This is a genomic window from Streptomyces nitrosporeus (assembly GCF_008704555.1).
Classification (GTDB): domain Bacteria; phylum Actinomycetota; class Actinomycetes; order Streptomycetales; family Streptomycetaceae; genus Streptomyces; species Streptomyces nitrosporeus.
In genome coordinates this window covers 5,176,682-5,195,742 of record NZ_CP023702.1, presented here as the reverse complement: position 1 = coordinate 5,195,742, position 19,061 = coordinate 5,176,682, and the positions used below count along the sequence as shown (strand labels likewise).

Here is a 19,061-nt window from a genome sequence, read left to right as displayed (position 1 = left end):
GTCGACGGACGTGTAACACCGGCCGGCCTCCGGGCGCGGTGCGGGGAACCTCCGGACATGGACCGGAACACCTCGCTCACCACCCGCCCCTCCCCCGCAGCGGCCCGCCGTGTGCGGTCGGCCCGGCAGCTGCGCGCCGAGGGGGTGACCGCCGCGCGGGCCGCCGCGCGGTGTCTGCCCGGCGGCCCGTGGCAGCAGTTGCTGCCCGGCGTCTATCTGCTCCACCCGGGGCCGCCGACGGACCGGGAGCGCCTGTGCGGCGCCCTGCTCTACGCCGGGCGGACCGGCCGCGGGCGGACCGGTCCCGGCCACGGCGGCGTGATGGTCACCGGGCCGGCGGCCCTGGCCCTGTACGGCTTCACGTCCGTACCGCCGATGACCGCGCCGCACCGGATCGACGTCCTGGTGCCACGGACCCGGCGGCTGCGCTCCACCCGTTTCGTACGGGTGGTACGGACCGCCCGGCCGCCCGGCCCCGCCTACCGGGGAGGCACGCCGGTGGCTCCGGTGGAGCGGGCGCTCGCCGACACGGTGGCCACGCTGACCGACGCCGCCGCGGTGCGCCGGCTGCTGGTGGAGGCGGTCCGCGGCGGGCACTGCGAACCGGCCGCCGTCGTACACGAACTGAGCGCGGCCAGGCTGCTGGGCCGGGCCCAGGTGGCCGGCGCGGTGGACGGACTGCTGGCCGAGGGGCGGGCGGTGGCGGAGGACCGGCTGTACGGGATGGTGCGCGGGCACGTCCTGCCCGAGCCGCTGTGGAACGTGGACCTCCGCCTGCCCGGCGGCGCCCCGCTGGGCCGGGTCGACGCCTACTGGCCCGAACCGGCCGTGGCGCTGCTCCTCGGCGCCCGTACCCCCCGTGAGGCGGGCGCCACCGGCCGGACGGCGGACCGGGAGCACCTGGAGCGGCTGGGGATCACGGTCGTCCGGGTCACGGCCCGGGGGCTGCGTGAGGCGGCGGACCGCCAGGCGGAGGCGGTCCGCACGGCGATGGCGGCGGCCGAGGACCGGGAGCCGGCCGCGTACGTGGTGGTCCTGCCCGGCTGATGCCAGGACGGTGCGCCGGTCCGCCGGACGGGGCCTTCCGCCGGCCTCCGGGCGCTCTGGCGTTCCGTCCCGTTCGTCCCGGGTGGCACATCGGCCCCCGTGGCGGATCTACGCCATGTCCATGTCTCGCCCCCGCCAAGTCTCCACAAACCCCTGTCCTTTACGAAAGGCTGAGCGGTCATCCGGTACCGAAATCCGGACTCTCTTTTTCTTTCACGTACAGGGATGCTGATGACCAAGGAATCCCCCAGCTCCATACCCGGGGCCAGACGCGCGGCGCGCATCGCGGCCGCCGCCGGTCTGGCGGCCGCGCTGGCCGCCACCGGCGCCGCCCCGGTGTTCGCCGCCGACGACCCGGCGACCGCCCCGGTGAAGCCCGCCGCCACCAGCGACAAGGGCGACAAGCTCGGTGAGGCCGACGCCGACCTGCTGGCGAAGGCCGAGGCGAAGGGCGAGAAGAACATCACCATGATGGTCGCCACCGCCCCCGGCGCGACCGAGGAGGTGGCGAAGAAGCTCGACTCCGTCGAGGGGTCCGTGCTGGGCCGGACGTACGACAAGCTCGGTTACGTCCGGGCGACCGTGCCGACCGCCACGGCCGAGGCCACCATCAAGGCGACGCAGAAGCTGTCGAGCGTCCACGGGATCGATCTCAAGCACGAGATCGAGCTGGACGACCCGACCCCGTCGGCCGACCGCGCCGCCGGCGCGAAGCAGCCGAAGGCCACCGGCAGCTACCCGGCGCCGGGCAAGGACACCCCGGCGAAGAACCCGTACAACCCGTCCTTCGAGACGGGTGCCGTGGACTTCGTGGAGCAGAACCCGAAGGCCGACGGCCGCGGCGTCACCATCGGCATCCTGGACTCCGGTGTGGACATCGCCCACCCCGCGCTCCAGAAGACCACCACCGGCGAGCGCAAGATCGTCGACTGGGTGACCGCCACGGACCCGGTCAGCGACGGCGACGGCACCTGGCTGCGGATGTCGGCCTCGGTCGAGGGCCCCGCCTTCACCATCGGCGGCCGCAGCTACACCGCTCCCGCGGGGTCCTACAAGATCCAGCTCTTCTCCGAGGCCGCCACGCGCGGCGGCGACATGGCCGGGGACCTCAACCGGGACGGCGACACCACCGACGTCTGGGCGGTCCTGTACGACCCGGTCACCGGCGCCGCGCGCGTCGACCTGAACAACAACGCGGACTTCACCGACGACAAGGCGATGAAGCCGTACAAGGACGGCTTCCAGGTCGGCTACTTCGGTACGGACGACCCGCGGACCGAGGTCGTCGAGCGCATCCCGTTCGTGATCGAGACCCGCAAGAACGTCACGTACAACGCGGCCGGCGCCAAGGCCGACTACGTGAACATCGGCGTCATCGAGAGCGAGCACGGCACGCACGTCGCGGGCATCACCGCGGCCAACAGCCTGTTCGGCGGCAGGATGAACGGCGCGGCGCCCGGCGCCAAGCTGGTCTCCTCCCGCGCCTGCACCTGGTCCGGCGGCTGCACCAACATCGCGCTGACCGAGGGCATGATCGACCTCGTCGTGAACCGCGGGGTCGACGTCGTCAACATGTCGATCGGCGGTCTGCCGCCGCTCAACGACGGCAACAACGCCCGCGCCGAGCTCTACAAGCGGCTCATCGACGTCTACGGCGTCCAGCTGGTCATCTCGGCCGGCAACGACGGCCCGGGTGTCAACACCATCGGTGACCCCGGCCTCGCCGACCACGTCATCTCGGTGGGCGCGTCCATCTCCAAGGAGACCTGGGCGGCCAACTACGGCTCGAACGTCACCAAGAAGTACGACATGCTGCCCTTCTCCTCGCGCGGTCCGCGTGAGGACGGCGGCTTCGCGCCGATCCTGACGGCTCCCGGTGCCTCGATCAACACCACCCAGACCTGGCTCCCCGGCGGTCCGGTCAAGGAGGCGGGCTACTCGCTCCCGGCCGGCTACTCCATGCTGCAGGGCACCTCGATGTCCTCGCCGCAGGCCGCCGGAGCCACGGCCCTGCTGCTGTCGGCCGCGAAGCAGAAGCACATCGAGCTGCCCCCGGCCGACCTGCGGACCGCGCTGACCAGCACCGCCTCCCCCATCAAGGACGTGCCCGCGCACGCCCAGGGCTCCGGTCTGATCGACATCGTCGCCGCCTGGAAGCACATCACCAAGAAGGGCTCCGCGGCGCACGAGTACACGGTGAAGGCCCCGGTCGACACCGCGATCGACTTCGCGCTGAAGACCCCGGGCTTCGGCACCGGCCTGTACGACCGCGAGGGCGGCCTCAAGACCGGCCAGAAGAAGACGTACGACGTCGTCATCACCCGCACCACGGGCCCGGACGAGGCCGTGAAGCACACGCTGTCCTGGAAGAACAACGACGGCACCTTCGAGCTGACCGGTTCGAAGACGGTCTCGCTGCCGCTCGGCGAGCCGGTCACCGTCAAGGTGCAGGCGAAGCCCGGCAGCGCGGGCGTGCACAGCGCGATCCTCCGCGTCGACGACAAGAAGACCAAGGGCGTGGACCACCAGATCCTCTCCACGGTCGTCGTCGCCACGGACCTGGTGAAGCCGGGTTACGCGTTCAAGGCGTCCGGCTCGGTGCAGCGCAACGGCACCACCTCGTACTTCCTGAACGTCCCCGAGGGCTCCAAGACCCTCGAGGTCGCGCTGAGCGCCCTGCGCTCGGGCAGCCAGACCCGGTTCATCTCCATCCACCCCTACGGGGTCGCGGTGGAGGACAGCTCCACGGTCTACTGCTACCCGAACTACGAGAACCCGGCCAACACCTGCCGCCCGGACACGCGCTCCTACCAGGACCCGCAGCCCGGCGTCTGGGAGATCGAGGTCGAGTCGCGCCGTACGTCGCCGCTGCTGGACAACCCGTACAAGCTGGACGTCTCGCTGCTCGGCGCCACCTTCGACCCGGCGGTCCGGACCATCGACGAGGCGAAGATCGGCACCCCGGCCACGGTGGACTGGACCGTCACCAACAACGCCGGTGACCTGGCGGGCAGGCTGGAGGGCGGCTCGCTGGGCTCGGCCGACGTCGAGCGTCCGTCGATCTCCACGGGCGGCGAGTACGTCAAGGAGGTGACCATCGGTGAGGGCGTCGAGAAGCTGGACGTCGCCATCGGCGGCACCTCGGACCCCAACGCCGACATCGACCTGTACGTCTACAAGGGCGCGGCCGAGGTCGGCGCGTCCACGACGGCCGGGTCGGAGGAGTCCGTCAGCCTGGTGAACCCGGCGGCCGGCACCTACACGGTCGTCATCGACGGCTACTCGGTCCCCGCCGGGACCACCGAGTACGACTACCGGGACGTGTACTACTCGTCCTCGCTCGGTGAGATCAAGGTCGACGAGTCGAAGGCCGTGAACCTGGCCAACGGCGCGTCCGCACAGGTCGGCGCCGAGGTCCTGGTCGCCGGCGCGGCGCCCGAGGGCCGGCAGTTCTTCGGCGAGGTGCGGCTGGTGAACGCCCGGGGCACCGCGGCGGGCACCGGCAGCGTCGTGATCGGCAAGGTCACGCCGTAGCGTGAGGCGCCGGGTGTGATCCCTACGACACCCGGCGTCCGTGGGGCGGGCGCCCGCAAGGGCTCCCGCCCCACAGCGCTGTCCGGGGCCCGTCCGCCTGCCGGACAATGGATTGGACAAGGCGGCCCGGGACATACGCATCATGGACCGGCAACCGTGTCAGTTCGTACGCTCGAAGGAGTCCCCGTGAAGGTCGGAATCGTCGGCGCCACCGGTCAGGTCGGCACAGTCATGCGCAGCATCCTGGCCGAGCGGAAGTTCCCGGTCGACGAGCTGCGGCTTTTCGCCTCCGCGCGCTCCGCGGGCTCCACGATCCCGTACGAGGGCACCGACATCACCGTCGAGGACGCCTCCACCGCGGACTACACCGGCCTGGACATCGTGCTCTTCTCCGCCGGCGGCGCGACCTCCCGGGCGCTGGCCGGGAAGGTCGCCTCGCAGGGCGCCGTCGTGATCGACAACTCCTCGGCCTGGCGCATGGACCCCGAGGTCCCGCTGGTCGTCTCCGAGGTGAACCCGCACGCGGTCGGGAACCGCCCCAAGGGCATCATCGCCAACCCGAACTGCACGACGATGGCGGCCATGCCGGTGCTGCGCCCGCTGCACGACGAGGCGGGGCTGGAGGCCCTGACCGTCGCCACCTACCAGGCGGTGTCCGGCTCCGGGGTCGCGGGCGTCGCGGAGCTGCACGGCCAGGCGTCGAAGGTCGTCGCCGAAGCGGACAGGCTCACCCACGACGGCGGCGCCGTCGAGTTCCCCGAGCCGGGCGTCTACAAGCGCCCGATCGCCTTCAACGTGCTGCCGCTCGCCGGTTCGATCGTGGACGACGGCTCCTTCGAGACGGACGAGGAGCAGAAGCTCCGCAACGAGTCCCGCAAGATCCTGGAGATCCCCGGCCTCAAGGTCTCCGGCACCTGCGTCCGCGTGCCCGTCTTCTCCGGCCACTCCCTCCAGGTCAACGCCCGTTTCGCGCGCCCGATCGGTGTCGAGCGCGCCTACGAGCTGCTGAAGGACGCCGAGGGCGTCGAGCTCTCGGAGATCCCGACCCCGCTCCAGGCGGCCGGCAAGGACGCGTCCTACGTGGGCCGCGTCCGCGTCGACGAGACCGTCGAGAACGGCCTCGCGCTGTTCGTCTCCAACGACAACCTGCGCAAGGGCGCGGCCCTGAACGCCGTCCAGATCGCCGAGCTGGTCGCGGCCGAGCTGTCCGCCTGACCCGTACGGCGCCGTGGGGGCGGTCACCGGGATCCCGGTGGCCGCCCCCACACGCGTACCGTCCGGAAAGTGACACGGCCTCGTGGGAAAACGGACATCGCGCGGGGCGCACCCCCCGTGGAAGGATGACCCGAAACATCACAGATCAAGGAGATGACCGCGTGCCTGGCACGAATCTGACCCGCGAAGAGGCACAGGAGCGGGCGCGCCTGCTGACCGTGGACGCGTACGAGATCGATCTCGACCTCTCCGGAGCGCAGGAGGGCGGCACCTACCGGTCCGTCACCACCGTGCGCTTCGACTCGGCCGAAGCAGGCGCCGAGACCTTCATCGACCTGGTCGCCCCGGCGGTGCACGAGGTCGTGCTGAACGGCAGGGCCCTGGACGTCGCCTCCGTCTTCCGCGACTCACGGATCGCGCTGAAGCACCTGGAGGCGGGCCGCAACGAGCTGAAGGTCGTCGCCGACTGCGCGTACACCAACACCGGTGAGGGGCTGCACCGCTTCGTCGATCCGGTCGACGAACAGGCCTACCTGTACACCCAGTTCGAGGTTCCCGACGCCCGGCGGGTGTTCGCCTCCTTCGAGCAGCCCGACCTGAAGGCGGCCTTCCGCTTCACCGTGAAGGCACCGGCCGGCTGGACCGTGGTCTCCAACTCGCCGACGCCCGAGCCGGTGGACGACGTCTGGTCCTTCGAGCCGACGCCGCGTATCTCCACCTACATCACGGCCCTGATCGCCGGTCCGTACCACGCGGTGCACAGCACGTACGAGAAGGACGGCCAGGTGGTGCCGCTGGGCATCTACTGCCGTCCCTCGCTCGCCGGGTACCTCGACGCGGACGACATCTTCGCCGTCACCCGGCAGGGCTTCGACTGGTTCCAGGAGAAGTTCGACTACGCGTACCCGTTCGCCAAGTACGACCAGCTCTTCGTCCCGGAGTTCAACGCGGGCGCGATGGAGAACGCGGGCGCGGTGACCATCCGCGACCAGTACGTCTTCCGCTCCAAGGTCACGGACGCCGCGTACGAGACGCGTGCCGAGACCATCCTCCACGAGCTGGCCCACATGTGGTTCGGCGACCTGGTCACCATGGAGTGGTGGAACGACCTCTGGCTCAACGAGTCGTTCGCCACCTACACCTCGATCGCCTGCCAGGCGGACGCCGAGGGCTCCAGGTGGCCGCACTCCTGGACCACGTTCGCCAACTCGATGAAGACGTGGGCCTACCGCCAGGACCAGCTGCCCTCGACGCACCCGATCATGGCGGACATCCGCGACCTGGACGACGTCCTGGTCAACTTCGACGGCATCACCTACGCCAAGGGCGCCTCGGTGCTCAAGCAGCTCGTGGCGTACGTCGGCAAGGACGCGTTCTTCCAGGGCGTGCAGGCCTACTTCAAGGCGCACGCCTTCGGCAACACGCGCCTGTCCGACCTGCTGGGCGCCCTGGAGAAGACCTCCGGCCGCGATCTGCGGGCCTGGTCGACGGCGTGGCTGGAGACGGCCGGCATCAACATCCTGCGGCCGGAGATCGAGACCGACGGGAACGGCCACGTCACCTCCTTCACGGTCCTCCAGGAGGCCCCCGCGCTGCCCGCCGGCGCCAAGGGGGAGCCGACGCTGCGCCCGCACCGGATCGCGATCGGGTGCTACGACCTGGACGGCGCGGGCAAGCTGGTCCGCACCGACCGGATCGAGCTGGACATCGACGGGGAGCGCACCACCGTGCCCTTCCCGGCCGGCCGGGCCCGTCCGGCGGTCGTGCTGCTCAACGACGACGACCTGTCGTACGCGAAGGTCCGCCTCGACGAGGAGTCCCTGCGGGTCGTCACCGAGCACCTGGGCGACTTCACCGAGTCGCTGCCGCGCGCCCTGTGCTGGGCCTCCGCCTGGGACATGACGCGCGACGGCGAGCTGGCCACGCGCGACTACCTGGAGCTGGTCCTCTCGGGCGTCGGCAAGGAGACCGACATCGGTGTCGTCCAGTCGCTGCACCGCCAGGTGAAGCTGGCCGTGGACCAGTACGCGGCACCGGAGTGGCGTGAGACGGGGCTGGCCCGCTGGACGGAGGCGACGCTGGCGCACCTGCGCGCGGCGGAGCCGGGCAGCGACCACCAGCTGGCCTGGGCGCGCGCCTTCGCGGCGACCGCCCGCACCCCGCTCCAGCTGGACCTGCTCCAGGCCCTGCTGAACGGCACCGAGGAGATCGCGGGCCTGGCCGTCGACACGGAACTGCGCTGGGCGTTCGTGCAGCGGCTGGCCGCGTCGGGGCTGCTGGACGAGGAGGAGATCGCCGCCGAGTACGAGCGCGACCGGACGGCGGCGGGCGAGCGCCACGCGGCCGAGGCGCGGGCGGCGCAGCCCTCCGAGGAGGCGAAGGCCGAGGCGTGGGCCTCGGTCGTCGAGTCCGACAAGCTGCCCAACTCCCTCCAGGAGTCGGTCATCGCCGGTTTCACGCAGAGCGACCAGCGTGAGCTGCTGGCGCCGTACACGGAGAAGTACTTCGCGGCGGTCAAGGCGGTCTGGGACTCGCGGAGCCACGAGATGGCCCAGCAGATCGCGATCGGCCTGTACCCGGCGCTCCAGGTCTCCCAGGAGACGCTGGACGCCACGGACGCCTGGCTGGAGTCGGCCGGGCCGAACGCGGCGCTGCGCAGGCTGGTCTCGGAGTCCCGGGCGGGTGTGGAGCGCGCCCTGAGGGCCCGTGCGGCGGACGCCGCGGCGGCGTCCGCGTAACGGCGGATCCGGCACGGCCGGGGGGCGCCCTCCTTCCGGGGGGGCGCCCCTCCCGTCCGTTATGCCGTCGTCTCGCGGTGGCGCCGGGCCAGTCCGGCCGCCCCGGCCTCCGTCAGCGCCCCGTAGAGGCGCATCCGAGCCACCCCTCCGTCGGGGAACGCGTCGAGGCGTACGTGGGTGACCACGGCCTCCTCGTCCAGGACGAAGCGGTGCACGGTGTCGGGCTGGAGCCGGGTGCGCGGGAGGATCTCGCTCCAGTCGCCGCTCTCGCCGTCGCGGCCGTGCAGGGCGATCCAGCCGGCCGCGTTGCCCTTGAGGTAGGCGGTGTCTATCTCCACCGCCCGTACCGCGCCCTGGGCGGGGAGCCGGAAGCGGACCCAGTCGTTGGTGCCGCGGACCCGGCGGCGGCGGTTCTCCCAGCCGTCGTCCATCTTGCGGGAGGTGCCGGGCAGGATGATCTGGGCCGGTGAGGAGTAGAAGCGGTCCGAGGCGTCCTCGTAGGTGCCGCCGTTGAGGATCGAGATCAGGTCGATCGTGCCGAGCGCGGCGATCCAGGCCGGGTCGGGGACGACCTCGCCGTGGACCCGGAGCCGCGCGATGCCGCCGTCGGGGTGCTGGCAGAGGCGCAGGTGGGTCCAGCGGCGGTCGCCGGTGATCTCGAAGGCGTTGGCCGCGTGGCCGCGCACGGGCGTCGGCGGGAGGATCTCCTCCCACTTCACGTCGTCGGCGAGGAGGTCCTCGGGGCCCGGTGACCCCTCGACGGCGGTCGCCTGGACGGAGACGCGCTGCGGGTAGTTGCCGCGGAAGTGGGCGGTGTCGACGACGAGGCCGCGGATGACTCCGGGGGCGCCGAGGCGGATGATCGCCCAGTCGTGTTCCCCGGGCGCGGGGAAGGGGTGTGCGGCGTCCGCGCCGCGCCTGCGGCGGGTCTCCCAGCCGTCCATGATCTTGCCCTTGTGGCCGAAGCGCTCGGGGTCGAAGACGGCGGGTCCGCGGGTCAGCAGGTTCTCGCGTTCGGCGAAGAACTCGTCGTTGGCGGCGATCACACCGGCGCCCAGCCTGCGGTCCGCGAGGTCGACGAGAGCGGTGAAGGGGACGCCGGTGGCTGCGCGGTAGTCGGCGTAGGGGTCGCCTCCGCCGTAGGGGGCCGCGTCGTTGGCGTGCGGGTCGGTGTCCTGGGCGGTGGTGTCCCGGTCGGGGTTCTCGCTCGCGTCGATGGTCATGGGGTGACTGTGGCCCGCCCCGGACCATCACGTCCATCGAAAGTTTCCGCACGGTCTTTTCAGTTCTGCTGAACGATCGTGGCGGCGGCCCGTTCCAGCGCCCGCAGCATCCGGGCCACCGCGGGAGCCTCCTCCCCGCCCCGCCGTACCGCCGCCACCACATGGCGCCGCGGGCGGTCGGCGTCCAGGACGCGCATGACCACGCCTTCCCCGGCCCGTTCGGGGGCGGACGCCATCCGGGGGACCAGCGCGATCCCCATGCCCGCCTCGACCAGGGCCAGGATCGCGGTCCAGCCGGAGGCGCTGTGGGCCTGCTCGGGGACGAAACCGGCGGCCTCGCAGGCGGCGGTCGTGATCTGCGACCAGGGGCCCGAGCCGCCGAAGATCCAGGGTTCGGCGGCGAGGTCGGCCAGCCGCAGGCCGGGGGCGGCGGCGAGCCGGTGGCCGGCCGGGAGCGCCACGTCCAGGGGGTCCGCGAGCAGGGGCAGCACCGTGAAACGGGGATCGCGGGCGGTCGGGGCGTGCGCCGCCAGGGAGAGCGCCAGGTCGACGTCACCGGCCGACAGCAGTTCGTACGCCTGGCCCGCCTCGGCCTCCCGTACGCGGATCTCCGGGGCCGGCCGGCCCTCCTCGCGCAGCAGCCGCACGGCCGGGACGACGAGGGCGGGGACGGCCGTCGAGAACGCCCCGACCCGCACCCGGCCCGCCTCGCCCGCCAGATAGGCCGCCAGGGCCGCGTCCGCCCGCTCCAGCTCGGCGAAGACGGCTTCGGCGTGGCGCAGCACCAGGTGGGCGGCGTCGGTGAGCCGGACCCGCCGTCCGCGCGCCTCCAGGAGGGTCACACCCAGCTGTCCGGCCAGATTGCTGAGCTGCTGCGAGACGGCGGAGGGGGTCATCAGCAGGGCCTCGGCCGTGGCGGTCACCGTGCCCTTCTCCCGCAGGGTGCGCAGGATGCGGAGCTTCTTGACGTCCCACTCGGTCATGCCCGCAACCTACCGGTGCCCGGACACGGCGAAGCGCCGCGCGGTACGGGGTACCGGCGGCGCGTCCGCGGAAGACTACCGGGGCTGCTTCTTGGACTTGTCCAGCACCATGACCGCGGCGCTGATCGCCAGGAACAGGACGATCGGCAGCGCGACGTAGAGACCGACGGTCTCCAGCGCTCCGATCCCCTCGCCGGGGTCGTCGCCGTCGTCGCGGGTGAGGGCGAGCGCGGGGGACGACATGAGCATCATCATCAGCGTCGTACCGGCCGTGACGGCGCCGGCGCGCAGAGCGTTCTTCTTGTCCACGGTGCAAACGTAGCGAACGCTCACGGGCGACGCGCGGCCGGGGGTGGCGTACGCTCCCCCGGCGTGTCCCGGGGCGGCCCGAAGACCTCCATCAGCCGGCGCAGCCGGGGGGAGAGCGCGATCTCCTCCAGGGTGAGGGGGTGGCCGTCCGGACCGGCGACGGGCAGACGCCAGTTCGGGTACTGGTCCCAGGTGCCGGGGATGTTCTGGGGCCGCCGGTCGCCCACCGTGTCGGGGAGCCAGACGCCGGTCATCAGGGCCGGGGTGCGCAGCAGGAAGCGGTGGACCGCGCGGACGGCCGCCTCCTCGTCACCCTCGCCCTCGGGCAGCAGCCGGAGTGCCGCCAGGTGGGCGAGCCACTCGGAGGTGCCGGCGACGTCCTCGGCCAGTTCCTCGTCCAGGGGGCGGCCGAGGAGGCCGAGGCGGTGACGGAGCGTCACGTGGTCGCTCGTCAGCCGGGCGGCGGTGGAGGGCAGGTCGTGGGTGGTGGCCGTGGCCACGCAGTCCCGGCGCCACCGCTCCGGGGGCAGCGGGCGCCGGTCGCCGTCCCAGTCGCGCTCGAACCAGAGCACGGAGGTGCCGAGCACCCCGCGCCGGGCCAGCGCCTCGCGTACGCCGGGTTCGACCGTGCCGAGGTCCTCCCCCACGACGACGGCGCCGGCGCGGTGCGCCTCCAGGACGAGGACGGCGAGCATCGCCTCGGCGTCCTGGCTGACGTAGGTGCCCTCGGTGGGCGGCCTGCCCTCGGGGACCCACCAGAGCCGGAAGAGCCCCATGACGTGGTCGATGCGCAGGGCGCCCGCGTGGACGAGGAGGCCGCGGAGCAGGTCGCGGTAGGGGGCGTAGCCGGAGGCGGCCAGGGCGTCGGGGCGCCACGGGGGCAGGCCCCAGTCCTGCCCGTGGGCGTTGAAGGCGTCCGGGGGCGCGCCGACGGACATGCCCCGGGCGAAGGCGTCCTGCTGGGCCCAGGCGTCGGCGCCGTCCGGGTGGACGCCGACGGCGAGGTCGTGGACGATCCCGACGGCCATGCCCGCGTCCCGGGCGGCGGCCTGCGCGGCGGCGAGCTGCTCGTCCGCCAGCCAGGCGAGGCGGCAGTGGAAGTCCACCCGGTCCATGAGCTCGCTCCGCGCGCGGGCGCTCTGCGGGGAGCGGGGGTCGCGCAGTCCGGCGGGCCAGCCGCGCCAGTGCGGGCCGTGCACCTCGGCCAGGGCGCACCACAGGGCGTGGTCCTCCAGGGCCCGGCCCTGCCCGGCGAGGAAGTCGCAGTAGGCGGCGCGGCGGCCGGGGGTGAGCGGGACCCGGACGACGTGTTCCAGGGCCTGCCGCTTCAGCTCCCACACGGCGTCCCGGTCGATCAGCGCGCCCTTGCCCAGCACGGCTTCGGCGAGGGAGGCGGCGTCCTGGCGCAGATCCTCCAGGGCGGCCCGGTCGGGTACGTGCCCGTACTCCGGGATTGATTCGACGCGCAGGTGCACCGGGTCGGGGAAGCGCCGCGAGGAGGGCCGGTAGGGGGACGGGTCGGTGGGGGCGCCCGGTACCGCCGCGTGCAGCGGGTTGACCTGGACGAATCCGCTGCCCAGGGTGCGTCCCGCCCAGGCGGCCAGGTCGGCCAGGTCCCCGAGGTCGCCCATGCCCCAGGAGCGCCGGGAGAGCAGGGAGTAGAGCTGGACCAGGAAGCCGTGCGTACGTGCGGCGGGCCGGGGTACGCGGTCCGGAGCGACGACGAGGGTGGCGGCGGCGTAGCGGTGCCCGGCGGCACGGGCCGTCAGCCGGTGGACACCGAGCGGGGGTTCGGTCCACCAGGACGGTGCGGGCCCGTCCTGGGAGACCGTCCCGGGTGTTCCGGGTGCCCCGGGTACCCGCATCCGCAGCGGTGGCGGCGGTTCGGTGGCGTCCGGTCCGCTCTCCGGCTCGACGGTGAGGTCGGCGCCGGGCGGCAGTGCGGCGAGCGCGGCGGGCAGCGGCTCCCCCGACCAGACCACCACGGTGGGCGGGAGCAGTCGGGAGGCCGCCGCCGATTCGGCCGCGGCCAGCGATCTCCCGATCTCCGCGGGGGTGGCGGCGTCTACGCCCAGCGCGGCGAGCACGGCCGTGACCGTGCCGTCGGGGACGGGCACCGTGACGTCCGGGGAAGGGGAGAAGGAGGTGGCGACGCCGTGCAGTGCGGCGAGCCGGGACAAGCCCATTCAGACTCCTGGCGACTCCATGCCCCCTGCGGTGCCGGGTACGGTCGGCTCGCTGGTCAGAGGGGCGACGGCGGCGAGCGGTGGCTCGCTCGTGAGGGGTGTGGCGTCGGCGAGCGGGGGCTCACTGGTGAGCGGGGGCTCGCCGCAGAGCGAGGTGGTCTCGGCGAAGCCGGGCTCGCCGGCCGCCAGGAGGGACACCTCGGCGAGCGGCAGCTCGCTGATCATCGGCGGTGCGTCGGTCGGGGCGGGATCCATGGGGCCCGGTACCTGTTTGGAGAGGGCGGAGAACAGAAGCTGCGCGGATGCGGGCACGGTGGCCTCCTGGCCGTGGACAACAGGACACAGCAGACCTACCCCGTGGGCGCGCGGGCAGGCACAGACGTGACACAGGTGTGATGACAACCACCCCAACGTGCCGCAGATCACATTCCGTTCCCCGCGCACCGGGTATGGGCGGTTTTCGGCCACCCGGTCACCCGCGGCCCATCCTCCCGCACCGAGCGCGACACATCGGGCATTTCCGTCACACCGGCCATGCACATTGACACCTCCGGCGCCGGGTGGTGGGCTCGGGTCACGGGCGGATCACAGAGCGCGGCGGCAGGTCGCACCGGGAGACGAGGGAGAGCGGCGTGCAGCTCGGGCGCGGGAGGCAGGCGGCGATGGCCGCGGCGGCTGTGATCGGCGGGCTGCTCGGCCCGCTCGCACCGGCGGTGTTCGCGGCCCCCGGCGTGCCGGCCGCCCCTCCGGCCCCGGCCGCGAGCACCCCCGACCGCACGGAGGCGTCCCCGCTGCCCGCCGTCTGGCCCCGGCCGCGGACCATCACGGCGGCCGGCCGGCCGGTCGTCCTGGGCACCGAGGCCACCCTGCTCACCGGTGCGGGCGCCGACCCCTACGCCGTGGAGGAGGTCCGGGCGCTGCTGCGCGAGGCCGGGGTGCGGACCGTGCACGAGGCGCTGCCCGGCCGCGGCCCGGTGGTCCGGCTCGGCGGCCCGGACGCCGTCCGGGCGCTGCGCGCGATGGGCGCGCCGCGGCGCGGCACCCTGCCGGCCGGGGGGTATCTGCTCGCGGCGGGCGAGGCGGACGGGCGGCCGGCCGTCGCACTGGACGGGGCGGGTGAGGACGGCCTGTTCCACGCGGTCCAGACGCTGCGTCAGCTGGTCACGGACGGCACCGTCGCCGGTGCGGTGGTACGTGACTGGCCGGGCACCGCCGTACGCGGGACGACCGAGGGTTTCTACGGCCGGCAGTGGACCGGCGAGGAACGGCTGGCCCAGATCGACTTCATGGCGCGCACCAAGCAGAACCGCTATCTCTACGCGGCCGGTGACGACCCCTACCGGCACGCCCGCTGGCGCGAGCCCTATCCGGCACAGCAGCGCGCCGGCTTCCGCGCCCTGGCCGAGAAGGCGCGGTCCGCGCATGTGACGCTCGGCTGGGCCGTCGCCCCCGGCCAGGCGATGTGCATGGCGTCCGACGCGGACGTCCGGGCGCTGACCCGGAAGGCCGACGCGATGTGGGAGCTGGGCGTACGGGCGTTCCAGTTGCAGTTCCAGGACGTCAGTTACAGCGAATGGCACTGCGACCTGGACGCGGAGACCTTCGGCAGCGGCCCCGAGGCGGCGGCCCGCGCGCAGGCGCGGGTGGCCGGTGCCCTCGCCCGGCACCTGGAGGAGCGCCACCCCGGCGCGCAGCCGCTGTCGCTGATGCCCACGGAGTACTACCAGGACGGTGCCACCGACTACCGCACCGCGCTGGCCGCCGAGCTCGACGACCGGGTGCAGGTGGCCTGGACGGGGGTCGGTGTGGTGCCGGAGACCATCACCGGGAGCGAACTGGCCGGGGCCCGGGCGGCCTTCCGGCACCCGCTGGTCACCATGGACAACTACCCGGTCAACGACTACGCCCAGGACCGGATCTTCCTGGGTCCCTACACCGGCCGGGACCCGGCGGTGGCGAACGGTTCGGCCGCCCTGCTGGCCAACGCCATGGAGCAGCCCTCGGCCTCCCGTATCCCGCTGTTCACCGCGGCGGACTTCGCGTGGAACCCGGAGGGCTACCGGGCCGGGGAGTCCTGGCGTGCCGCCCTGGACGACCTGGCGGCCGGTGACGCGGAGGCCCGGGCCGCACTGCTCGCGCTGGCCGGCAACAGCGCGTCCTCGGTGCTGGGCGGCGAGGAGTCGGCGTATCTGCGGCCCCTGCTGGACGCGTTCTGGAAGGCCCGCGCGACGGCGGGCCGGCCCGGCGGCGAGGCCGCGGCCCGTGAGCTGAGGGCCGCGTTCACGGTGATGCGGCAGGCCCCCGGGAAGCTGGCCGGCCCGGCCGACGGGCGGCTGGCGCGGGAGGTGCGGCCCTGGGCCGGCCGGCTGGCCCGGTACGGCCGCGCGGGCGAACTGGCCGTCGACCTGCTCCAGGCGCAGGCCCGGGGCGACGGCCCGGCCGCCTGGCAGGCACAGCTGGCCCTGGAGCCGTTGCTGAAGGAGACCGAGGAGGGCGGGGCAACGGTCGGCGAGGGCGTGCTGGGCCCGTTCCTGGAGCGGGCGGCCGAGGAGGCCGGCAGCTGGAACGGCACCGACCGCGACGCCGGGACAGTGCACCGGGACGCCGGCACCTACACGGTCCGCCTGGACCGGGCGCGCCCCGTCCAGGCCGTCACCACCCTGGCCGAACCGGACCGGCTGGACACCGGCGCGGTCCTGGAGGCCCATGTGCCGGGCCGGGGCTGGCGCCGGCTGGGCGCCCTGTCGGCGGACGGCTGGACCCAGACCGCCGCGAAGGGGGTGCGTGCCGACGCGCTCCGGGTGACCGTGCCGTCCGCCCGCCCGGCCCTCCTCGTCCCCCCGGCCCCCGGTGCCGCCGGCCCGGCCCCGTCGGCCGGGGACCCCACGGGGGCGACCACGGCGGTGCGCGCGCTCGTCCCGTGGTTCGGTGACGAGCCGGCGGCCCGCCTCGACCTCGCGCACGGGGAGACGGACGCCGTGATCGGCGGCGGCACACAGCGGGTCGAGGCGCGGCTGGCGGGCCGGCGCCCGGCCGAGGTGACGGGCACGCTCACCGCGAAGGCGCCCGAGGGCATCGAGGTGAAGGTCCCGGAGCGGACGACGGTGCCGCGCGGTTCGCGCACCGATGTGCCGGTGGACATCACCGTGCCGAAGGACACCCCGGCCGGCGAGTACGAGGTACCGATCCGCTTCGACGGCGAGGAGAGGACCCTGACGGTACGGGCCTTCCCGCCCACGGCGGGCCCCGATCTGCTGCGTACGGCCACGGCGTCCTCCTCCGCCGACGAGACCCCCGACTTCCCGGCCGCGGCGGCCTCGGACGGCGATCTGGAGACCCGCTGGTCCTCGCCCGCCGAGGACGGCGCCTGGTGGCAGGCCGAGCTGCCGGAACCGGTCAGGCTGGGCCGGGTCGTGCTGCGGTGGCAGGACGCCTACGCCGCCCGCTACCGCGTCCAGGTCTCGGCCGACGGCCGCACCTGGCGCACGGCGGCGACCGTACGGGAGGGCCGGGGCGGGCGGGAGTCGGTGCGGATGGACGAGAAGGACATCCGCTTCGTCAGGATCCAGGGCGACGGCCGGGCCACCCGTTACGGCTACTCGCTCTGGTCGGTGGAGGCGTACGCGGTCGGCGGGCGGGCGCAGGACTGAGGAGCCCGGCCGCCCGGAGGGTTCCGCCCCGGGACGGCGAAGGCCCGGGGACGGAGAGGCCCGGACACGGAGAGGCCCCGGGCACGGGGAAGCCCCCGGGCACGGAGAAGGCCCCGAAGACGGCGGAGGCCCGGTCTCAGGCTGACACGCCGTCGATCCGGGCCATCACGTCGTCCGCGCCGAACGGCTGCAGGTAGGGCAGCCAGCGCGGGTCGCGATGCCCGGTCCCGATGATCCGCCAGGCCAGTCCCGTGGGCGGGGCGGGCTGATGGCTCAGCCGCCATCCGAGCTCCGGCAGATGGCGGTCGGCCTTGACGTGGTTGCAGCGGCGGCAGGCGGCCACCACGTTGTCCCAGGCGTGCTGCCCGCCGCGACTGCGCGGGATGACGTGGTCGACGCTGGTCGCGGCGGCCCCGCAGTACACGCAGCGCCCGCCGTCCCTGGCGAAGAGCGCCCGCCGCGTCAGCGGCACCGGCCCCCGGTAGGGGACCCGTACGAAGCGCTTGAGACGGACGACACTGGGCGCCGGCACGGCACGGGTGGCACTGTGCATGAAGGCGCCGGACTCCTCGAGGCAGATGGCCTTGTTCTCGAGGACGAGGACGAGCGCGCGGCGGAGCGGTACGACGCCGAGCGGCTCGTACGACGCGTTGAGAACCAGGACGTGCGGCACGGTGGATGCCTCCTTGTACGCCGGCGGCGCGTGGCTCGCGCCGGGACGATCCGATCTCAGTTTGTCCTCATCGCTGGTCGTAGCGCCACCACGTACGGGTAACGGGCCGGAAGGATTTTTTCCGCGGGCCCGTCCGGCCCGCCGCCGCGGGGCACCGGAACAGCCGCTGCCGCCCGCCCCCGGCGTCCGCTGTGCGATCGGCCACAGCCCCGCGCCCGGGGCGTGAGACGTGTCTCTCCCCTCGCCGCGGCAACGATCCCCCACCCGGGCTTCGTTACTGTTGTTGGTCTGCTGCCGCCCCATCTGGAGGTCCCCGTCGTGTCCCTGTCCGCCCTCATGGCCGCGGCTCCGTCGCCCGAGCCGATCGGCTCGCTGGACGAAGCCGCCGAGCGGGCCGGCAACGCCGCGGGCTGGGTCCAGGAGAACTGGTCCACCTGGCTGAACACCGGTCTGCGCATCATCCTCATCGCGACGATCGCGCTCGTCCTGCGCTATGTGATCCGGCGTGCCCTGACCAACCTCATCGACCGGATGAACCGCAGCGCCCAGGCCGTGGAGGGCACCGCCCTCGGCGGTCTGCTGGTCAACGCCGAGCGCCGCCGGCAGCGGTCGGAGGCCATCGGTTCGGTGCTCAGATCGGTCACGTCGTTCCTGATCCTGGGCACCGCGGCGCTGATGATCCTGGGCGCGTTCCAGATCAACCTGGCCCCGCTGCTGGCCTCGGCCGGTGTCGCCGGTGTGGCGCTCGGTTTCGGCGCCCGCAACCTGGTCACCGACTTCCTCTCCGGCGTGTTCATGATCCTGGAGGACCAGTACGGCGTCGGGGACACCATCGACGCGGGTGTGGCCTCCGGCGAGGTCATCGAGGTCGGCCTGCGCGTCACCAAGCTGCGGGGCGACAACGGTGAGATCTGGTACGTCCGCAACGGCGAGGTGAAGCGGATAGGCAACCTCAGCCAGGGCTGGTCCACGGCCGGGGTGGACGTCACCGTCCGCCCGACGGAGGACCTGGACCGGGTCCGCGCCGTGATCACCGACGTGGCGGAGGCCATGACGAAGGACGAGCCCTGGGCCGAGCGGCTGTGGGGGCCGGTGGAGATCCTCGGCCTGGACGCGGTCCTGCTGGACTCGATGACCGTACGCGTCAGCGCGAAGACCATGCCGGGCAAGGCGCTGTCGGTGGAGCGGGAGCTGCGCTGGCGGATCAAGCGGGCCCTGGACGCGGCCGGGATCCGGATGGTCGGCCCCCGGCCCGCCGAGACGGACGGTGCCGCGGCCCCGGACCCGACGGCCGGCATGGCCGCCCCGTCGGCCTTCGCCTCGGCGACCTCCCCGCAGTCCCTGGCCGCGACCCCGATACCGCCGCCGAACCTGTCGAAGTGACCTTTGGCCCGGAGGGGCGCCCGGCGTACGCGCCGGGCGCCCCTTCGTCCTTTTGCCGGCCGTCCGCGGTTCCGGGGCGGCGGAGCCGCGTGCCGGTCTCCTCGCGGGCTGCCTATTGAC

General features: G+C 73.5%; 12 protein-coding genes. 6 read left to right on the top strand and 6 right to left on the bottom strand.

Annotated elements, in window-relative coordinates:
* Positions 1–57: 57 nt before the first annotated feature.
* From CP967_RS22945 to pepN, 4 genes are all read left to right on the top strand, one after another.
* Positions 58–1,047 carry a hypothetical protein gene (locus CP967_RS22945; RefSeq protein WP_150489774.1) on the top strand — a complete coding sequence of 330 codons (990 nt, stop codon included), beginning with the start codon at positions 58–60 and terminating at the stop codon, positions 1,045–1,047.
* A 225-nt stretch (positions 1,048–1,272) separates the two neighbouring features.
* Positions 1,273–4,581 carry a S8 family serine peptidase gene (locus CP967_RS22940; protein WP_190175003.1) on the top strand — a complete coding sequence of 1,103 codons (3,309 nt, stop codon included), beginning with the start codon at positions 1,273–1,275 and terminating at the stop codon, positions 4,579–4,581.
* A gap of 186 nt (positions 4,582–4,767) precedes the next feature.
* On the top strand, positions 4,768–5,796 hold the full coding sequence (locus CP967_RS22935) for an aspartate-semialdehyde dehydrogenase (RefSeq protein ID WP_150489772.1): 1,029 nt from the start codon (positions 4,768–4,770) through the stop codon (positions 5,794–5,796).
* Between the two features lie 161 nt (positions 5,797–5,957).
* The gene (pepN, locus tag CP967_RS22930; protein ID WP_150489771.1) at positions 5,958–8,534 is read left to right on the top strand and encodes an aminopeptidase N; all 2,577 of its coding nucleotides are present in this window, start codon (positions 5,958–5,960) and stop codon (positions 8,532–8,534) included.
* Positions 8,535–8,593: 59 nt separating this feature from the next.
* Here pepN and alc read toward each other — a convergent pair whose 3' ends face one another.
* The 5 genes from alc to CP967_RS22905 all read right to left on the bottom strand — a co-directional run bounded on the left by alc (position 8,594) and on the right by CP967_RS22905 (position 13,547).
* Positions 8,594–9,757 (bottom strand): allantoicase, encoded by a 1,164-nt coding sequence (gene alc / locus CP967_RS22925; RefSeq protein ID WP_150489770.1) that lies wholly within the window; start codon positions 9,755–9,757, stop codon positions 8,594–8,596.
* A gap of 59 nt (positions 9,758–9,816) precedes the next feature.
* The gene (locus CP967_RS22920; RefSeq protein WP_150489769.1) at positions 9,817–10,740 is read right to left on the bottom strand and encodes a LysR family transcriptional regulator; all 924 of its coding nucleotides are present in this window, start codon (positions 10,738–10,740) and stop codon (positions 9,817–9,819) included.
* A 75-nt stretch (positions 10,741–10,815) separates the two neighbouring features.
* Entirely contained in the window at positions 10,816–11,049 is a 234-nt protein-coding gene (locus tag CP967_RS22915) for a hypothetical protein (RefSeq protein ID WP_150489768.1), read from the bottom strand.
* A gap of 20 nt (positions 11,050–11,069) precedes the next feature.
* Positions 11,070–13,235 carry a 4-alpha-glucanotransferase gene (gene malQ, locus CP967_RS22910; RefSeq protein WP_150489767.1) on the bottom strand — a complete coding sequence of 722 codons (2,166 nt, stop codon included), beginning with the start codon at positions 13,233–13,235 and terminating at the stop codon, positions 11,070–11,072.
* Entirely contained in the window at positions 13,236–13,547 is a 312-nt protein-coding gene (locus tag CP967_RS22905; RefSeq protein ID WP_150489766.1) for a hypothetical protein, read from the bottom strand.
* A 320-nt stretch (positions 13,548–13,867) separates the two neighbouring features.
* Here CP967_RS22905 and CP967_RS22900 point away from each other — a divergent pair, with 320 nt between their 5' ends.
* A complete protein-coding gene (locus CP967_RS22900) occupies positions 13,868–16,885 on the top strand; it encodes a glycoside hydrolase family 84 protein (RefSeq protein ID WP_150489765.1) in 3,018 nt (1,005 codons plus the stop codon).
* 136 nt (positions 16,886–17,021) lie between these two features.
* On the opposite strand, the gene CP967_RS22895 is transcribed toward CP967_RS22900, so the two are convergent.
* Positions 17,022–17,558: an HNH endonuclease gene (locus CP967_RS22895; RefSeq protein ID WP_150489764.1), complete on the bottom strand. Its 537-nt coding sequence runs from the start codon at positions 17,556–17,558 to the stop codon at positions 17,022–17,024.
* Positions 17,559–17,876: 318 nt separating this feature from the next.
* On the opposite strand from CP967_RS22895, the gene CP967_RS22890 reads away from it, so the two are divergent.
* Positions 17,877–18,941, top strand: a complete 1,065-nt coding sequence (locus tag CP967_RS22890; RefSeq protein WP_150489763.1) for a mechanosensitive ion channel family protein — start codon at positions 17,877–17,879, stop codon at positions 18,939–18,941.
* Positions 18,942–19,061: the final 120 nt, after the last annotated feature.